Raw genomic sequence first — 17,863 nt, forward strand, 5'->3', positions numbered from 1 at the left:
TGAAGCAATGCCAATTCCCGGCTCGGGGACCTCGGGACTTCCTGGCCGAAAAACCAACCGATTATGAAACTGAACTTCCTTCTGACCCTTCTGCTTATGCTCAGCGGAGTGCTGAGCAACGCCCAGTTGACCATTGAACAAACCTGGGTGGAAAACCGGGATTCCCCCAGGGGGATAATCACGCAGAGTCCCAGGTTGAGTTGGGCAATGGTCTCCGACCAGAGGGGGGCAGCCCAGTCGGCCTACCAGGTCCGGGTAGGGCAGGTGGCTGGTGCCAACACCGATCCGGAATGGGATTTCTGGGATTCCGGCAAAGTTGCGTCCGAACAGTCCGTTCACGTCAAATATGCCGGACCCATCCTGGAAAGCGGGCAAAAATACGCCTGGCAGGTACGTGTCTGGGATGCAGACGGGCGCAGGAGCCGTTGGAGTGCTACCGGTTTCTGGCAGATGGGAATGCTCAACCCGGAGACCGGGTTTATGGCCCAATGGATCCGACCCGGTTCTGAGGAAGATACCATCAACCGACCGAGTCCTTATTTCAGAAAGGAATTCTCAATCGGCAAACCTGTTAAATCTGCAACGGCTTACGTAACCTCCCACGGGATGTACGAGGCCCGAATCAATGGGCAGCGTGTGGGGGATGCGTACCTGACACCGGGATGGACGAGTTACCAAATGCGACTGCAATACCAGATGTACGACGTGACCGATCTGCTTCGTGAAGGGAACAATGCGGTTGGGGCGATCCTGGGGAACGGATGGTACCGGGATTACCTTGCCTGGGGCGACCGGCGCAACCATTACGGGAACGATGTTTCACTGCTGATGCAGGTAAATATTACCTATGCGGACGGAACTACGCAGCAAATCCTCAGCGATGGCACCTGGATGAGCAGCACGGGGCCTGTCCGGAATTCTGAAATCTACGACGGGGAAACCTACGACTCCACGCGGGAACTGGATGGCTGGGATGTGGCCGGATATGACGACTCCGGGTGGGACCGGGTACAGGTCGCGGATTTCGGGAAAGACAATCTGATCCCCACCGAGAACGAACCGGTCCGGAAGCACGAGTCATTTGAACCTGCAGAAATCATGACGACGCCCCAGGGTGACGTGGTAGTGGACTTCGGTCAGAATTTGGTGGGCTGGGTACAACTCAGGCTCGGCGGGACGGCCGGGCAGAAGGTAAGCCTGCAGCATGCAGAAGTCCTTACCAGGGAGGGTAATTTCTACACGGACAACCTGCGGGATGCGGATCAAAAGGCAACCTATATCCTAAACGGAAGCTCCGGCCAGGTCCTGGAACCCCATTTTACATTTTATGGTTTTCGGTATGTAAAGGTGGAGGGGTTCACCCCCACAATTGACAATATGACTGCTATTGCCCTGTATTCGGATATGGACCAAACCGGCGAATTCAGTTCGTCCAATGAACTGCTCAACCAGTTACAGCACAACATCCAATGGGGCCAGCGGGGAAATTTCCTGGATGTGCCGACGGATTGCCCGCAGCGGGACGAGCGCCTGGGCTGGACCGGGGATGCCCAGGCCTTTTTCCGGACGGCTGCTTACAACTACAATGTAAACCCCTTTTTCTCCAAATGGCTGAAGGATTTGTCTGCAGACCAGCTGGAGAATGGTTCGGTGCCTTTTGTTGTGCCTAATGTGCTCGGGCCGAATGCTTCCGGGAGTGCCGGTTGGGGCGACGTGGCCACCATCATACCGTGGGAAAGCTACCTGCTGTACGGGGACAGGGAATTGCTGGAGGCCCAGTACCCCAGCATGAAGAAATGGGTAGAATTCATTCGCTCCAGGAGTAATGAAAACCTCTGGAATACGGGTTTCCATTTTGGTGACTGGCTGTTCTTCCGGCCCGATGACGACAATGACGGTCGGGCCGCAGTAACAGACAAATACCTGATATCACAGGCATTTTACGCCTACTCGATACGGCTCCTGCTCAAAGCGGCCCGGGTGCTGGGCCAACACGAGGATATCCGGGAGTATGAAGCCCTGCTTGACGATGTCCTTGCTGCTTTTCAATACGAGTACCTGACCCCATCGGGGCGGATGGTTTCCGGGACCCAGACCGCCTATGTCCTGGCCCTGCAATTCGATTTGCTACCGGAAGATCAGCGCGAGCAGGCGGCGGACCGGTTGGTTGAAAACATCCAATCTTACGGGTACCACCTGACGACAGGTTTTTTGGGGACCCCATACCTGGCCCACGTGCTCAGCAGGTACGGGCACTCGGACATCGCCTACCGGCTGCTTATGCAAGAATCCTATCCTTCCTGGCTGTATCCGGTGACCCGGGGGGCCACCACCATTTGGGAACGCTGGGATGGGATCAAACCGGACGGGACTTTCCAGACCCCGTCCATGAATTCCTACAACCATTATGCATATGGCGCCATCGGCGACTGGATGTACCAGCATATTGCCGGTATCCAGGCTTTGGAAGAGGGGCCAGGTTACCAACGATTCCGAATCGCGGCCACACCCGGGGCGGCTATCGAACATGCCGAAGGCACACTTCGTACCTACTACGGAAAAATAAAGAGCGCCTGGGCGTTTGAAGGGGACAGGTATATCCACAAGGTGCATATCCCTGTGAATACTACGGCAAGATTAATCATGCCATATGGTACTGTTGAAACTATCCGTGAAAGTGGGCAAATGGTTAGCCGCTCCAGGGGCATCAAGCGTTTAAATGACCAGGACGGCAAAGTGCAACTGGAGCTGGTGTCGGGCACCTATTCCTTTGAGGTCCCGGCGGCCATTAGCCGGCTAGGATTGGAAGAGCAATAAACTCATTTGGACTGGCTCCCCTTCGTCCGAATTAATACCCGTTATTTTTAGGGTGATATCCATATAACGCAACCGAAGGGTCAAAAGAAAGGCAACAGGTCGTTTTTCCGGCAAACGTCCTTCGAATTTCATAATTTATCATGCAATATGAGAAACAGGCTTTATTTAGCTGCCCTGGTGGGACTCTTCCATGCTTCGGTTCACACCCAACAGGGAGCTGGAACCCCGAAGGAGGCCCGGACCCCAAAGGAAGCCCGTCCGGGTCAGGCGGCCCAACCCCCGCAGGATGTCTACACCCAGCAGATCGGGGGGACCGATCTGACCCTGGAGATGGTCCCTATTCCCGGCGGGCAATTTACCCCGGCCGCCCGGTCAGCAGCAAGCGCAATGCGGGAAGTCCGCGTGGAACCCTTCTGGATGTCGTCCCGGGAAATCACCTGGGGCCTTTACAAGTTGTTCCTGGAGCGTACGGCCGATACCGAGCCGCAGCCGGATCCAGGGAGGGACGTGGACCTCGGCGTGGATGCGGTTTCCGGGGCCACGGTGCCTTATGTGGATATGAGCCTGGGCATGGGGACCGGGAAAGACTTCCCGGTGAGCAATGTCACACGAAGGGCCGCCGCCCGGTTCTGCAAGTGGCTTTCCGCCAAAACCGGCTATTTTTACCGGTTGCCCACCGAAGCCGAGTGGGAGTACGCGGCAAGGGCCGGGACAGAAACCCCCTCTTTCTATGAAGACGGGCCGGACAACCTGGATCGCTTTGCCTGGTACGATGCCAATAGCGGCGGGACCTACCACCCCGTGGGGACAAAGGAACCCAACCCCTGGGGACTTTACGATATTTACGGGAATGTGGCAGAATGGACGCTGGACGATTACCAGGCGGGCAGTTACGGGGAGCTGGCCTCGGATTTCGATGCGCCCGCATCCGAATATCCCGGCACCCTGAGGGGAGGCAGTTATCGCGACCCGCCCGGGAACCTGACCAGCACCTTTCGGATGGCTTCCGACCCCGTCTGGAAGCAGCGCGATCCCCAGTTCCCGCGCAGTAAATGGTGGTTTACGGATGCGCCATTTGCAGGCTTCCGCATTGTGCGCCCGGCACAACCGCCCCCACCTGCGGAATTTTCCCGTTATTGGGATACGGAATAAAACAAACAGGAACCATAAAAGTAATCAAAGTCAATCGATCGAAGAGCTACCTTAAACTTCAGAAAAATGAAAAAATCAACCCAGACAAACGATACGCGGAGGACCTTTATTAAAACCTCGGCCCTGGCGGCCTCGGCAGCCCTGCTGCCTTCCCTGGAGATGCAGGCAATGGCCCGGGTATTCAATGAAACCAAACTGAAAATTGCCCTGGTCGGTTGCGGCGGCAGGGGGACGGGCGCTGCCAATCAGGCGCTGCAGGCCGACCCGAACGTGGAACTGGTGGCCATGGCCGACCTGTTCGAGGACCGGCTGAACGACAGCTATGGTAACCTGGCCGAAGCCTATCAGGGAACCGGAAAAATCAACGTGGCAGACAAACATAAATTCGTCGGTTTTGACGGGTTCAAAAAGGCGATCGACCTGGCCGACGTGGTCCTCCTTGCCACGCCGCCGGGCTTCCGGCCCTACCATTTTGCCTATGCGGTGGAAAACGGCAAACACGTCTTTATGGAGAAACCGGTGGCCACGGATGCCCCGGGGATCCGCAAGGTCCTGGAAACCGCCAGGCTGGCCGACGAAAAGAAACTCAACGTGGTGGTGGGCCTGCAACGCCACTACCAGGAGAACTACATCAAAACCCTGGAACAGATTCAGTCCGGGGCCATTGGCAGGATCCGATCCGGCCAGGTCTACTGGAACAGTGCGGGCGTCTGGGTGCGGCCGCGCGAGGCCGGCCAGTCCGAGCTGGAATACCAGATGCGCAACTGGTACTACTTTAACTGGATCTGCGGGGACCACATCCTGGAGCAGCATATCCACAATATCGATGTGGCCAACTGGTTCCTGGGGGAATACCCGGTATCGGCCCAGGGGATGGGCGGGCGCCTGGTGCGCACCGGGCAGGACCACGGGGAAATCTTCGACCACCATTTTGTGGAATATACCTATCCGAACGGGGCGGTCATCGCCAGCCAGTGCCGGCACCAGCCAGGCACCATGTACCGGGTAGGCGAATGCTTCCAGGGCACCGGAGGTTCAGTGGTTACCAACGATGCGGGCGTGGCGAAGCTCTACGATCTCGACGGGAAGGAAACGGCCTCCATCGCCAGTACGGAAGGGCACAACCCCTACCAGGAGGAGCATGTGCAACTGTTTGCCTCCATACGGGAGGGCGGGCAGATCAATGATGCCTACAACGGGGCGCGGAGCACCCTGACAGCGATCATGGGCCGGATGGCCACCTACACTGGCCAGGTCATCAGCTGGGAAGAAGCCATGAATTCCCAGGTGCGGCTCATGCCGGAAGAAGTTACCTGGGAGACCACCCCGCCCTCCCTACCGGATGCAGACGGTCGCTACCCGATCCCCACGCCCGGACAGTACCAGGCGGTCTAGGTCAGAGCCGGATGTCGTTTGCGCCCGGGCGCAACGCGAGTTCCGCCTGGTTCCAATATAAGGTTCCGGTAATCCCTGGGGGCAGGGTGATACTGCCGTTCAGCCCCCCGTTCGCGGACTTTTTCAGTTCCGTTTTGATAAACCCGGCGGGGTGGGGGATTTCCCCTGCTACCGCTTCCAGGTCCCCGAGGCTGGGGCGGATAGCGACCGATTTGAAGCCAGGAGCGGCGGGTTGTATCCCACAGACCAGGGACAGGAAATAATAGAGGGGGGAGGCGCTCCAGGCGTGGCAGTCCGAGCGGGTCGGATCGGACTGCTCGGCAAAGGTGGTCAGGCCCCTGTCCAGCATGGTTTGCCAGGGCCCCAGGGTTTTCAGGTAGCGATCGCCCATCCCTGCGGCCTGCAATGCCTCCGTTACGTAAAACGAGAAGTAATAGGAAGCCGGGGCCATGTCTTTTGCCGAGAGGACGCGTTCCATAAAGCTGGCCTGCTCTGCCGGGGGCACCAGCCCGGTAAGCAGGGCGAGTGCATTGGCGTGCTGGCTGTAATAGACCTTTTCGGGGGTATCCGCAAAAAGGCCCCTCCCCGGGTCCCAGCAGGAATCGCGGACCGCCGCGCCAACCTGGTCGGCCAGGCCCCGGTAGCGCACGGCCTGCTCCGGGTATCCATATGCTTCGAGGAGTTCGGCACCTTTTTTCAACACGTATACATAATACAGGCTGATAATGGCGGATTGCCCGTCCCGGGTCCCGGGCGGCACCCCGGAATCCCATCCGTGCCCGTTCACCCAGTCCACGAAATTCCACCACTCCAGTTTGCCCAGCATGCCATTGGGTTCCAGGTGGCCTTCATACCAATTCAGCACACTCAGCATGCCCGGCACCAGTTCCCGAACGGTCTCCGAATCCGGGGTCAGCATCCAGTAATCGTGCATCATCGCAATCCAGACCAGGGAAAAGGTCGGGATCAGCTGGGGGTCATAGCTCGGGTAGCGGCTCTGGGTGAGCCCGAACGGCATCTTGGAATCCCGGTAGGAGTGAAGCGCATTCCTGAAAAGCCGGGTATCCCCGGACACATAGGTGGATACCAGGCATTGGATGCGCGTATCCCCCGTATACTGCAATTGTTCGTAATAGGGGCAGTCAAAATAATTTTCGCCCGAACAGAGTCGCTGGGTGCGCCAGCCCACTTCCCAGACGGGTGCCAGCCATTCGCGGTTGGCCGTGAATTGGGCCTTTTCTTCAAAGGGATATCCGGTAAAACGGGAGGTAAAGCCATCCAACACCAGGGGAGCACCCCCGGTTTTGATCCGGACTTCCACATAGCGGAAGGTCCGCCACCAGAGCGATTCGTGCATCCTGTCTGCGCCCCCGTCCGGCAGGATCACATCCGTATTCCCGCGGATGGATTTACCTGCCACCTCGTTTCGGTTGCCCTTGCCCCCGTCGGGGTTATACAGGCTTTCGGCGTAGGTGAATTCCAGGCGGCTGCCCTTGCCGCCTGAAAATCGCACTACCGGATAGGCGGTGGTCAGGTGGCCCTGGTCGAACAAAAGGGTGACTTCCCGGTTGGCCGGTATGTTCAGCGGCTCCGTCCCGCGGAAGGCCTTATCAGCCGCATCCGGGGGGTCCATGCGCCTGACGGCCCAGAATTCCTGGGCGGTTTCCTCCATCAGGGGGATGGTCCGTGGAATGAGTACGTGTCCGGCAATACCCCCGAATTTTTCAAGGCTCAGGGTGGGCCGGCCCGCTTCCCCTTCCCGTGACGGGACAAACCCGTCGCGGTAGCCGGCTTCCTGCCATCCCCAGTTGTGTGCCGCGGCATCAAAGGATTCCCCGGGCCCTACCACGTAGTAGGCATTGAGTTCTACCGGGAGGGGTTCAAATGCCCCGCACCGGCCAGCCAGCCAGCTGCCGTCTGTATCGGCAAGCCTTTCGGCCGGGCCGTCCCCCTGCAGGATGAACCCGGTTCGGACCGAATGCTGGGCCACCGGGCGGTGGTCTGCAAAATTCCAGACCGTGGCGGCCAGGACATTCACCCCTTCTTTCAGGTAAGGGGCCAGGTCCAGGCTTTCATAGCGCCAGTTGAGCCGGTCGCCCCTCGCCGGGCCAAACGTAATGTACCGGCCGTTGACATAGAGTTTATACCGGTTATCGGCGGAGACATGTACCACGAAGGATTCGGGTACGGCATCCAGGTTCACTTCCTTTTTGAAATGGAACACCCCGAAGGTATCGCCAGGGTCTTCCGGATGCGAAATCCAGCGGGCCGACCAGGCGTGGCGCAGTTCGGGGTTGATTTGATCGGTGGCCTGTGCGTTGGCCAGCAGGGGTACCAGGAAGGCCAGCAGGCCCATGAGCAACCTGGCTGGACAGAGAGATGACGTTTGCATTTGGGTTGGTTTTAGGGTCGCAGGGTGCAGGAAACACCTTCTTCAATATAGGATTTTTATAGTAAATTACAGGGTTCGATTTTCGGGAGAAGCCTTCCCTTTTTCCTTTTGGCCCGAACCACTAAAAAAACCAACTGATGAAACCATCCAACTTTTTCAACCGCTTATTTTTAGTCCTTTGTTTTGTTCTCAGCACCGGGCTGCAGGCCCAAAGCCTTCCGACCGGGGATCCCGGGGCACTGGGGTTTTCGCCCGACCGGCTGAGCCGGCTCGATGCGGCTTTTGACCGGTATGTAGAGGCAGGGGAGCTGCCCGGCGGGGTTATCCTGGTAGCACGGAAAGACCAGGTGGCATACTACCGCGCCTTCGGCTACGCGGACCTGGAAGCCCGTAAACCCATGCCCAGGGAGGCCCTTTTCCGGATCGCCTCCCAGTCCAAAGCCATTGTCAGCGTCGGCATCCTCCTGTTGCAGGAGGAAGGCAAACTGCTTATCCAGGACCGCTTATCGAAATACATTCCCGAGTTTGCGGAAACCACGGTGGCGGTCAGTGACGATGCCGGTTACCGGGAGGAACCTGCAAAACGCCCCATCACGCTCCGGGACCTGCTCACCCACACGGCCGGTATTGGTTATGGATGGGGCCCCGCACAGGAAAAATGGGAAGCTGCGGGGATCATGGGATGGTATTTTGCGGACCGGGACGAACCCATCCTGGAAACCGTCAGGCGGATGGCCGCCCTGCCGAATAGCGCACACCCGGGGGAGCAATTCGTCTATGGCTACAACACGGATATCCTGGGGGCGGTAATCGAGGTGGTTTCGGGTCAGCCGCTCGATGTGTTCCTGAAGGAACGCATATTCGGTCCGCTCGGGATGGAAGACACGTTTTTCTACGTACCCCGGGAAAAGGCGCCCCGCCTGGCCACCGTATACACCCCGGCCGATGGGGGAGGCCTGGAACGGGCCCCCGACGGGCCGGGGATGAACACCCAGGGGAATTACGTCAACGGTCCGCGAAAAAGCTTCTCAGGGGGCGCCGGCCTGGTATCCACAGCCGCGGATTACTACCGTTTCCTGCAGATGATGGAGAACGGGGGGACCCTGGGCGGGGTACGATTGCTGTCTCCCCGCACCGTGGAACTGATGACGGTCAACCATTTGGGGGAGGAAGTGGATTTCGGACCGGGACGCGGGTTCGGCCTCGGTTTTGAGGTAGTCACCGATATGGGCCGCAACGGCACCTACGGTTCTGTCGGGCAATACGGCTGGGGCGGTGCCTATCACAGTACGTACTGGGTGGATCCCAGGGAGGAACTGATCGTCGTGTACTTTACCCAGGTCCGGCCCAACACCCGGGTTCCCGACCACGGATTACTGGGGAACCTGGTATACCAGGCGCTGGTGGACTAAGGTCATTCCCACCATTTGCGCAACCGGCTCACCAGCGCCCCGACGCTGAGCCCCTGTACGATGATCGAAAAGATCACCACGATATAGGTAACGACCAGGAACAGGTCCCGGTACATATCCTCGGCGAGGCTGAGGGCCAGGGCGATGGAGATGGCGCCCCTCAGTCCCCCCCAGGTCATTACCACATGGGTGTGCTTGACAAAATTCAGGCGCTTCTCGTAAATCTTGATTGGCAGGTAGAGGGATACATGACGGCAAACCAGAGCGATGGGGATCATCATTACCCCGGCGATCACGTATTCGGTTTCCACCTCCAGGACCAGCATTTCCATGCCCACCAGTACAAACAGGATGGTATTGAGCAGGATATCGATCAGTTCCCAGAATTTGTCCACATAGAGCTCGACGGTTTCGGACATCGCCTGGTTCCGGGAATGGGTCCCGCCGATCATCAGACCGGCAGCTACCATGGCCAACGGGCCGGAAACGTGCAGGTATTGTGCGAGCACCATCCCGGTCATCACCATGGCAAGGGTCAGGATCACCTCGATGTCGTATTCGTCAATCGTGCGCATCATCCGGTAGGTGATCCAGCCCATGACGATCCCGAGCAGCAGGCCACCGAACACCTCCAGCAGGAAAAGGGACAGGATTTCCGTAACGGAGACGGCTTCCCAGCCGCCGGCTGCCATGCCGAAGAGGGTCAGGAAGACTACCACGCCCACCCCGTCGTTGAAGAGGGATTCCCCTACAATTTTAATTTCCAGTTTTTCGGGGGCCCCAACCTTCTTCAAAATGCCGAGGACCGCAATGGGATCGGTAGGGGAGATCAGGGACCCGAACAGCAGGCAGTAGATAAAGGGCACCTCCAACCCCACCAGGCCGAGCACAAAAAAGGTAGCACCGCCAATGAGGAAGGTGGATACCAGCACCCCGAAGGTGGCAAACAACAGGACCGGCCATTTCTGTTCCTTGAGCTTTTCCAGGTCGGTGTGGAGTGCCCCGGCAAACAACAGGAAGCCGAGCATCAGATCCAGCAGGACGGTGCGGAAGTCGATTTGGGACAGGATGTATCGTTCGGCTTCCAGCAGCGTGCTGTCAAAGGCGCTCAGGGCGAATACCCCCAGGGTGAAGGCAATGGTGATGACCGTTAGCCCGATCGTATTCGGAAGCTTTACGAACCGGGTATTCAGGTAGCCAAAAAGGGCCGAAAAAAGAACGAGGACCGTGGTAATAACAAAATAATCCATAGCTGGCGTTTGTCTCGGGGGTTGAACCCAAATCGCGGCTAATATACTACCTGCGATCCATACTACCAGCTATGGATGGTTCCTTCCTGTTATTTCTGATGTACTGCAGCTCTGGGTTTGAATTCGGCAACCGCCTCACTGAGGTCAAAAGCTTTTTGACCGGGAAGGACACTTTCGAGGATGCTGCTGCCTGCGGCACTCCGGTACCCTCCGGCGCAGTGCACCACAAAGGGCTTGTCCGTGGGCAGCTCCCCGGTCCGGTCCCGCAGTTCATTCAGGGGGATGGTCAGGGCCTGCTCAAAATACTTGCCGTCGGCCACCTCACTGGGGTTCCGTATATCTACTATCGTATAGGCCCCGGGATGGTCTTTAAAGGCTTGCAGGTCCAGTTTCTCTGAATGCGCGCCCGGTGAGTCCGCGGCAACTACCACGGCCCGGATGGTTTTCTCGTAACCGATTTTGGCTACACGGGCCAGTACGGCATCCCGTTCGGAAACGGAGCCGATAACCAGGTAGTACGGTTCTTCAGGAAGCAGGATGGAGCCCAGCCAGGTCTCGATCTTATCGCTTTCGTCCCGGGCCATGATGTTGATGCTGCCCGGGTAATGGCCTGCCTTGAAGGTATCGCTGCTCCTGGTGTCCACAACAGGGATGCCCGGTTCCAGGGAGTCAGGCCCCAAAAGTAACGGTACCTGAGCCATCGAGGGTTCATAATCGTCTGGTCCTTCCTTGTTCGTATCCACGTCATACCCGAAATAGTGTGGGATAAAAGGTTGCCCTTTCAGGATCTCTCCTACGAAATCTTCCTCGGATTGCGACCGGAACGCCCAGTTTCCCATGCGTTCGTTGCCCAGGGTACTGGAGGCGTCCGAGGAGAGGTTTTTGCCACAGAGAGACCCCGCCCCGTGGGCCGGGTATACCAGGGTTTTGTCCGGAAGGTCTGTGAATTTATCTTGCACGGTGCGGTACATCATCCGGGCCAGTTCTTCCCGTTTTGCGGTGAGGTTCCCTGCTTTCTCCCGCAAGTCGGGCCGCCCCACATCACCTATAAACAAGGTATCCCCGCTGAACATGGCGTAGGTATCCCGGGAATCCCGGGCCATTACGGTAATGCTGTCGGGAGAGTGTCCGGGGGTGTTCAACGCCCATATTTCGGCCTCCCCAAGCTGGAGTTTGTCGCCCTCATCAAAGGTTTTATGGGGATAACTGGCGCCCACCAGCTTGCTGGCGTAAATGACAGCGCCGGTTTCTTTGTGTATCTGCAGGTGGCTGCTGACAAAATCGGCATGGGGATGGGTCTCGAAAACAGCGGTGATCCGCGCATTGTGCTCCTCGGCAAACCGGTAATAGGGCATCGGGTCACGGGAAGGGTCTACCAGCGCGATTTTGCCCTCGCTCAGGATGGCATAGGAATAATGGGCCAGGGGTTTATCTTCGAATTGTCTGATTTTCATAAATATATTTTTTATACAGGCACAAAAATACCGGATGTATGGGGGCAATGCTGTAACCCGTGTTACACAAGCTACGGGTCGAATCCGCCAAAAATGTCTCCCCCCGGCCCCTTAATTTAAGCAATGGATATGTATCTTTAACGGCAAATACTTCAGATGAAATTTACCTGGGAGGGCGTCATGCCCGCATTGACCACGAAGTTCGATGCATCGGACCAATTGGATACCGGATTATTCCGCAAGAATGTTTTGGCTCAGATAGATGCCGGGGCAAGCGGACTTATCCTTGGGGGAACCCTTGGTGAAGCCAGCACCCTGACGGAAGCTGAAAAAGATACCCTGACTGCAGTGGCCCTGGAAACTTCCGGAGGAAAGGTACCCGTAATCGTCAATATTGCCGAGCAAAGCACCACCGGAGCCCGTGCAGCTGCCAGGCGCGCAGCCTCCAACGGAGCAGACGGGCTGATGCTCCTGCCGCCCATGCGGTATAAGGCTACCGCCCGGGAAACCGTCGCCTATTTCAAGGCAGTTGCAGGCGCCACCGACCTGCCTATCCTCATATATAACAACCCGGTGGATTACGGGATCGAAGTGACCCCGGATATGTTTGAAGAATTACTGGAAGCCTGCCCTACGGTGGGTGCCGTGAAGGAATCCACACGGGATATTTCCAATGTTACCCGCCTTCGCAACCGGTTCGGGGAGCGGCTGAAAATACTTACTGGCGTGGATACATTGGGCCTGGAAAGCGTATTGATGGGGGCAGATGGCTGGGTTGCGGGCCTGGTATGTGCCTACCCCAGGGAGACGGTTGCCGTTTTCGCGCTGGGAAAGGCAGGAAAAATACGGGAGGCCCGGGCCATTTACCAATGGTTCCTGCCCCTTCTGGAACTCGACATCAGCCCACAGCTCGTGCAGAATATCAAGCTGGCGGAAGTCGCCACCGGGCTGGGTTCCGAACACGTCCGCCCGCCTAGGTTGCCCCTGGAGGGCGCGGAGCGGGAACGGGTCCTTGGGATTATAAACAGGGCGATGGATCGGCGGCCGCTCCTGCCGGAGTATAAACAGTACCTGTAATACTGGGCAAGGGGCCACCATCCTCCTCCCCGGCAATCAAGATAACTAGTTACCATGCAACAACCTATCACCGGCAAACAACTCATCGGCTTTTCAGAAATTTCGGCAGGCCAGGAAACCTTTCAGAGCATCAATCCGGCTACCGGGGAGGCAAACCCCTGGCATTTTTCCGAAGCAACCAGCGGGGAGATTGACCAGGCCGTCGGGCTGGCGGCCCGGTCTTTTGAGGCCTATTCCAGGACTCCCGGGAACCGAAGGGCCGCTTTCCTGCATACCATTGCCGACCAGCTGGAGTCGGACAGGAAATCCCTGGTTGCCGTGTATATGCAGGAGTCCGGTTTGCCAGAAGGCCGTGCCAACGGGGAACTCGGCCGGACCACGGCCCAGCTGCGGTCCTTTGCGGAACTTGTGGATGAGGGTTCCTGGGTGCAGGCGCGCATCGATACGGCCCAGAGCGACCGGGAGCCCCTGCCCAAACCAGACATCCGCAAATGCCTGATGCCACTGGGGCCTGTGGTGGTCTTCGGCGCGAGCAACTTCCCCTTTGCCTTTTCGACCGCAGGGGGCGATACGGCTTCTGCCCTGGCTGCAGGCTGCCCGGTTGTGGTCAAAGGACATCCCATGCACCCGGCTACCGGGGAGCTGGTCGCAAGGGCGGTCATACAGGCTGTACGGAAATCCAAAATGCCTGAAGGGGTGTTTTCGTATTTGCAGGGGACTTCCAGGAGCCTCGGGGAGCAACTCGTCAAACACCCGTGCATCGCAGCGGCGGGCTTTACAGGAAGCCGTGCTGGTGGGCTGGCTTTATCTGCAATTGCTGCGGGCCGCGAGGTCCCTATCCCGTTCTTTGCCGAAATGGGCAGCGTAAACCCCGTGGTCCTGCTGCCGACTGCTCTGGACCCGAAAGCCGGATGGGCCAAATCCTACGCGGGTTCGGTAACCCTGGGGGTCGGGCAGTTCTGTACGAACCCCGGCCTGCTGTTCGGCATTGAGGGGCCTGGTTTGGACCGCTTCGGGAAAGCACTCGCCGGGGAAGTTGCTGCCATCCCTCCGGCCTGCATGCTCCACCCCAACATGGCCGGGAATTTCATGGAAATGCGCAATGCCCTGGGGCAGCAGCCGGGGGTCCGGTACCTGACCTCGGACGATCCCCCTGCGGGGACCAATGAAGTGCCTGCCACGGTGGCTGTGGTCGGGGGTTCGGATTTTACGGGAAACCCGAAACTGCAGCAGGAGGTCTTCGGTCCCTTTACCCTGTTGGTGTCCTGCAGGGACGTGCAGGAACTGGAAAGTGCCCTGGTCAGCCTGGAAGGACAACTCACCGCATCCGTCCTGGGTACTGAGGAAGAATTTAGGAACCACCCGGGCGTGTTGGATAAATTGCGGTCCAAAGCGGGTCGGATCCTCTTTAACGGGGTACCGACGGGGGTGGAAGTCTGCCCTTCCATGCACCACGGGGGCCCCTTCCCGGCAACGACGGATTCCCGGTACACCTCGGTGGGAACGGATGCGATCCTCAGGTGGGTCCGGCCCCTCTCGTTCCAGAACTGTCCGCAATCCCTCCTCCCCGAGGTATTGCGGAATACAAACCCCGGCGGGGTATGGCGCCTGGTTGACGGCACCTGGTCGGACGAAAGTATCATTACCTTATGAAACAACGCGCCTGGCCTGTAGCAGCAAGCTGCTGCATGGCCATTTCCAGTATTTTGTTCTCAATCGGAGTCCGGGCCCAGGAGGGAACTTCACCCCTGGACAGCATCCTCCATGAAGTCGCTTCTTTTGAAGCCTATGACTGGTCCGAATATCCCCTCGGGTTACATACGGTGGAGCGCTTCCGCCGGGAGGCCGATTTTGCCACCGAAATGGTGGGACGCATCCAGGGCATCGATCCATCGACGCTGGATGAAACGGACCGGATTTCCCTGGACCTGCTCCGGTTCAGCCTCCAGGACGAAGCGGACCAATTCCGCCTGGGCATGCACCTGAACCCCATCCAGGCCGACCAGGGGTTCCACCTGAACCTCAATTACCGCATCCGCCCCCTGAACAATTACAAGGAAGTCAAATCCTACCTGAAAATGCTCCGTGCCTTCCCGGACTATGCAGACCAGCATTTTGAACTCATGCGGGAGGGCCTGGAGCGCGGTATATCGCAACCACGGGTGATCTTTGAGGGGTATGCCTCCACTTATGAGGACCACATCGTCGAAGATTACCAGGAAAGCGATTTTTACGGGCCCCTCCGCGACCTTCCCGCCGGGCTCAGCCCCAGCCAGCAGGATTCGGTACTGGACGCAGGGCGGGAGGCCATTGAAACGGCTGTGGTTCCGGCTTTCCGGTCCATCAGGGAATTCTTTGAAACCGAGTACCTCCCGGCCACCCGGGAGGCCATCGGCGTATCGGCTACCCCAGGGGGGCGCGCCTTCTACCAGAACCGCATCGATTTTTACACCACCATCCCGGGATATACCGCGGACAGTATCCACCGGATCGGCCTCTCGGAAGTGGCCCGGATCCGAAGCGAAATGCAAACGATTATCGATACGGTGGGGTTTGAAGGCAACTTTGCCGATTTCCTGGATTACCTGCGGACCGACCCGCAGTTCTATGCCGGCAGCCCGGAGGAGCTGCTGATACATGCCCGGGATATCGCCAAGCGCATCGACGCGACCTTGCCGCGATTTTTTAACACACTGCCCCGGCGTCCCTACGGGGTTGAACCCGTGCCGGATGCCATCGCCCCCAAGTATACTGGCGGGCGCTACAAGCCACCCTCGGGACCCAGGGAAGCCGGCACCTACCTGGTCAATACCTATAAACTGGAAAGCCGCCCCTTGTATACCCTGCCCGCACTTACCGCCCACGAAGCGGTCCCCGGGCACCACCTTCAGGGTGCCCTGAACCGGGAGCTGGCGGACAGCATCCCCGATTTCCGCCGTCGCCTCTACCTTTCCGCCTACGGCGAGGGCTGGGGGTTGTACGCGGAATACCTGGCCGCAGAGATGGGGATCTATCGCAACGGCTATGAAAAATTCGGGCAGCTGACCTATGAGATGTGGCGCGCCTGCAGGCTGGTGGTGGATACGGGTATCCATGCCCTGGGGTGGAGCCGGGAGGAAGCGGTGGATTACATGCGCCGCAACACGGCACTTTCCCTGCATGAAATCAATACGGAAACCGACCGCTACATCGCCTGGCCGGGGCAGGCCCTTTCCTATAAGATGGGGGAGATCATCCTCCGGAAACTGCGGGCCGAAGCGGAAAATGCCCTGGGCCCCGATTTCGACATAGGGGAATTCCACGAGGTGATCCTCGAACAGGGGACGGTTACCCTGCCCATCCTGATGCGCCGGGTCCGGGCCTATATCGAGAAAAACGCAAACCCCTGATCCATGGGCCGGCATGTCTTCAAATGTATCGACGGCCACACGGCGGGGAACCCCGTCCGGGTAGTGGCTTCCGGGGGGCCACAGCTCTCCGGTCGCAGCATGTCCGAAAAACGGCAGCATTTCCTGCGGGAATTTGACTGGATCAGACAGGGGCTGATGTTCGAACCCAGGGGCCACGATATGATGAGCGGCAGCATCTTTTACCCGCCCAGCGACCCGGCCAACGACCTGGGGATCCTGTTTATCGAAACCAGCGGTTGCCTTCCCATGTGCGGTCACGGAACCATCGGGAGCATCACCATCGGCCTCGAGGAGGGCCTGATCCGGCCGAAGGTCCCGGGACAGGTCCGGCTGGAAACCCCTGCCGGCCTGGTCCGCATCCGGTACGGGCAGGAGGGTGAAAAAATCGAGTGGGTCGCCCTCACCAACGTACCGTCCTTTGTGGCGGCTTCCGGTCTCAGCCTGGAAACCCCTTCCCTGGGAAACCTTCGGTTCGACGTGGCCTACGGGGGCAATTACTACGCCATTGTGGATCCCCAGCCGGACTTTTCGGGATTGGAAAACTACCGGGCGTCGGAGCTTATCCGCTTCAGCCGGGAACTCCGGACCCTGATTGCGGCCCGGTTCCCGGACCGCTTTGTTCACCCGGAAGACCCCAGCATTAGGGGGGTATCCCATGTACTTTGGGCGGGCAAGCCGCTGAAGCCGGATTCCACGGCCAGGAATGCCGTGTTCTACGGGGACAATGCCATTGACCGCTCCCCCTGCGGCACCGGTACATCCGCCCGGATGGCCCAGTGGCACCAGCAGGGGCGGTTGGAGGTCGGAGAACCCTTCCTGCATGAAAGCTTTATTGGCTCCCGCTTCGAGGGGCGGGTATTGGAAAAAACCCGGGTGGGGGACTTCCCGGCAATCATCCCCGAGATTCGCGGGTCGGCCTGGGTCCATGGATACAATACGCTCATTATTGATGAGTCCCATCCCTTCCCAAGGGGTTTTCAGGTGATTTAGGCAGGCGGCGCAGTTCGGAAACCAAACAAACCCTCCTAAACTTCTCTTAAACAATACAATAATCCGCCGAATTTTGTAGTTTTGATGTTGTTATGAAGCCATTGGCCCATAAATCCGGCGCAGTTTTACTCGCCTTCCTGCTCTTGTTCTCCACGTTGTCTTTCAGCATGGACATGCATTTCTGCGGGAAGACGCTGGTGGACTTTAAGCTCTACCATAAGGCAGAAGGTTGCGGCATGGCCATGGACGATTCCGCCACGACCGAATCCGGCTGCTGCAATGACGTGGAAATTGTCGTGGTCGGCCAGGATGACCTGGACAGTGCCAAGGCAGATACACATACCGGACAGATCGAAGTCCTGGCGACCTTCATTGCCAGCGGATTTCCCTTTCTCCTGCAACTGGAACCCCGGTCGGCCGAACTTCCCTATGAGGCCTATTCGCCTCCCCGCCTGGTCCGCGACATCCCGGTTCGCCACCAGGTATTCCTGATTTGATTAAGCTTTTTTTGAAA

At 58.3% G+C, this 17,863-nt stretch carries 12 protein-coding genes; 9 read left to right on the forward strand and 3 right to left on the reverse strand.

Translation table 11 applies throughout. The annotated features are described in order from the left end of the window. The first annotated feature begins 63 nt into the window (after positions 1-63). From H7F20_RS08275 to H7F20_RS08285, 3 genes are all read left to right on the forward strand, one after another. Positions 64-2,817: an alpha-L-rhamnosidase gene (locus tag H7F20_RS08275; protein WP_255444016.1), complete on the forward strand. Its 2,754-nt coding sequence runs from the start codon at positions 64-66 to the stop codon at positions 2,815-2,817. 147 nt (positions 2,818-2,964) lie between these two features. After that, positions 2,965-3,969 carry a formylglycine-generating enzyme family protein gene (locus H7F20_RS08280; protein ID WP_185785621.1) on the forward strand — a complete coding sequence of 335 codons (1,005 nt, stop codon included), beginning with the start codon at positions 2,965-2,967 and terminating at the stop codon, positions 3,967-3,969. A 66-nt stretch (positions 3,970-4,035) separates the two neighbouring features. Further along, positions 4,036-5,364 (forward strand): Gfo/Idh/MocA family protein, encoded by a 1,329-nt coding sequence (locus H7F20_RS08285; RefSeq protein WP_185785622.1) that lies wholly within the window; start codon positions 4,036-4,038, stop codon positions 5,362-5,364. A 1-nt stretch (position 5,365) separates the two neighbouring features. Here H7F20_RS08285 and H7F20_RS08290 read toward each other — a convergent pair whose 3' ends face one another. Next, positions 5,366-7,756 (reverse strand): alpha-L-rhamnosidase C-terminal domain-containing protein, encoded by a 2,391-nt coding sequence (locus tag H7F20_RS08290; protein WP_185785623.1) that lies wholly within the window; start codon positions 7,754-7,756, stop codon positions 5,366-5,368. A 137-nt stretch (positions 7,757-7,893) separates the two neighbouring features. On the opposite strand from H7F20_RS08290, the gene H7F20_RS08295 reads away from it, so the two are divergent. Beyond that, positions 7,894-9,168, forward strand: a complete 1,275-nt coding sequence (locus H7F20_RS08295; protein WP_185785624.1) for a serine hydrolase — start codon at positions 7,894-7,896, stop codon at positions 9,166-9,168. 2 nt (positions 9,169-9,170) lie between these two features. Here the strand turns inward: H7F20_RS08295 and H7F20_RS08300 are convergent, their stop codons facing one another. Both H7F20_RS08300 and H7F20_RS08305 read right to left on the reverse strand, forming a co-directional pair. Then, on the reverse strand, positions 9,171-10,418 hold the full coding sequence (locus H7F20_RS08300; protein ID WP_185785625.1) for a sodium:proton antiporter: 1,248 nt from the start codon (positions 10,416-10,418) through the stop codon (positions 9,171-9,173). Positions 10,419-10,507: 89 nt separating this feature from the next. After that, on the reverse strand, positions 10,508-11,872 hold the full coding sequence (locus tag H7F20_RS08305) for a rhodanese-like domain-containing protein (protein WP_185785626.1): 1,365 nt from the start codon (positions 11,870-11,872) through the stop codon (positions 10,508-10,510). Between the two features lie 156 nt (positions 11,873-12,028). Between H7F20_RS08305 and H7F20_RS08310 the strand changes: the two genes are divergently transcribed. From H7F20_RS08310 to H7F20_RS08330, 5 genes are all read left to right on the forward strand, one after another. Further along, entirely contained in the window at positions 12,029-12,949 is a 921-nt protein-coding gene (locus tag H7F20_RS08310; protein WP_185785627.1) for a dihydrodipicolinate synthase family protein, read from the forward strand. Between the two features lie 54 nt (positions 12,950-13,003). Further along, positions 13,004-14,602 carry an aldehyde dehydrogenase (NADP(+)) gene (locus H7F20_RS08315; RefSeq protein WP_185785628.1) on the forward strand — a complete coding sequence of 533 codons (1,599 nt, stop codon included), beginning with the start codon at positions 13,004-13,006 and terminating at the stop codon, positions 14,600-14,602. Then, positions 14,599-16,338 carry a DUF885 family protein gene (locus H7F20_RS08320; RefSeq protein WP_255444017.1) on the forward strand — a complete coding sequence of 580 codons (1,740 nt, stop codon included), beginning with the start codon at positions 14,599-14,601 and terminating at the stop codon, positions 16,336-16,338. Before H7F20_RS08315 ends, H7F20_RS08320 begins: the two co-directional genes overlap by 4 nt. A gap of 3 nt (positions 16,339-16,341) precedes the next feature. Next, positions 16,342-17,349, forward strand: a complete 1,008-nt coding sequence (locus tag H7F20_RS08325; protein WP_185785629.1) for a 4-hydroxyproline epimerase — start codon at positions 16,342-16,344, stop codon at positions 17,347-17,349. 92 nt (positions 17,350-17,441) lie between these two features. Continuing rightward, positions 17,442-17,846 carry a hypothetical protein gene (locus H7F20_RS08330; protein WP_185785630.1) on the forward strand — a complete coding sequence of 135 codons (405 nt, stop codon included), beginning with the start codon at positions 17,442-17,444 and terminating at the stop codon, positions 17,844-17,846. The last annotated feature ends 17 nt before the right edge of the window (positions 17,847-17,863 follow it).

Origin of the sequence: Robiginitalea sp. SC105 (assembly GCF_014243345.1) — a bacterium.
Lineage (GTDB): Bacteria > Bacteroidota > Bacteroidia > Flavobacteriales > Flavobacteriaceae > Robiginitalea.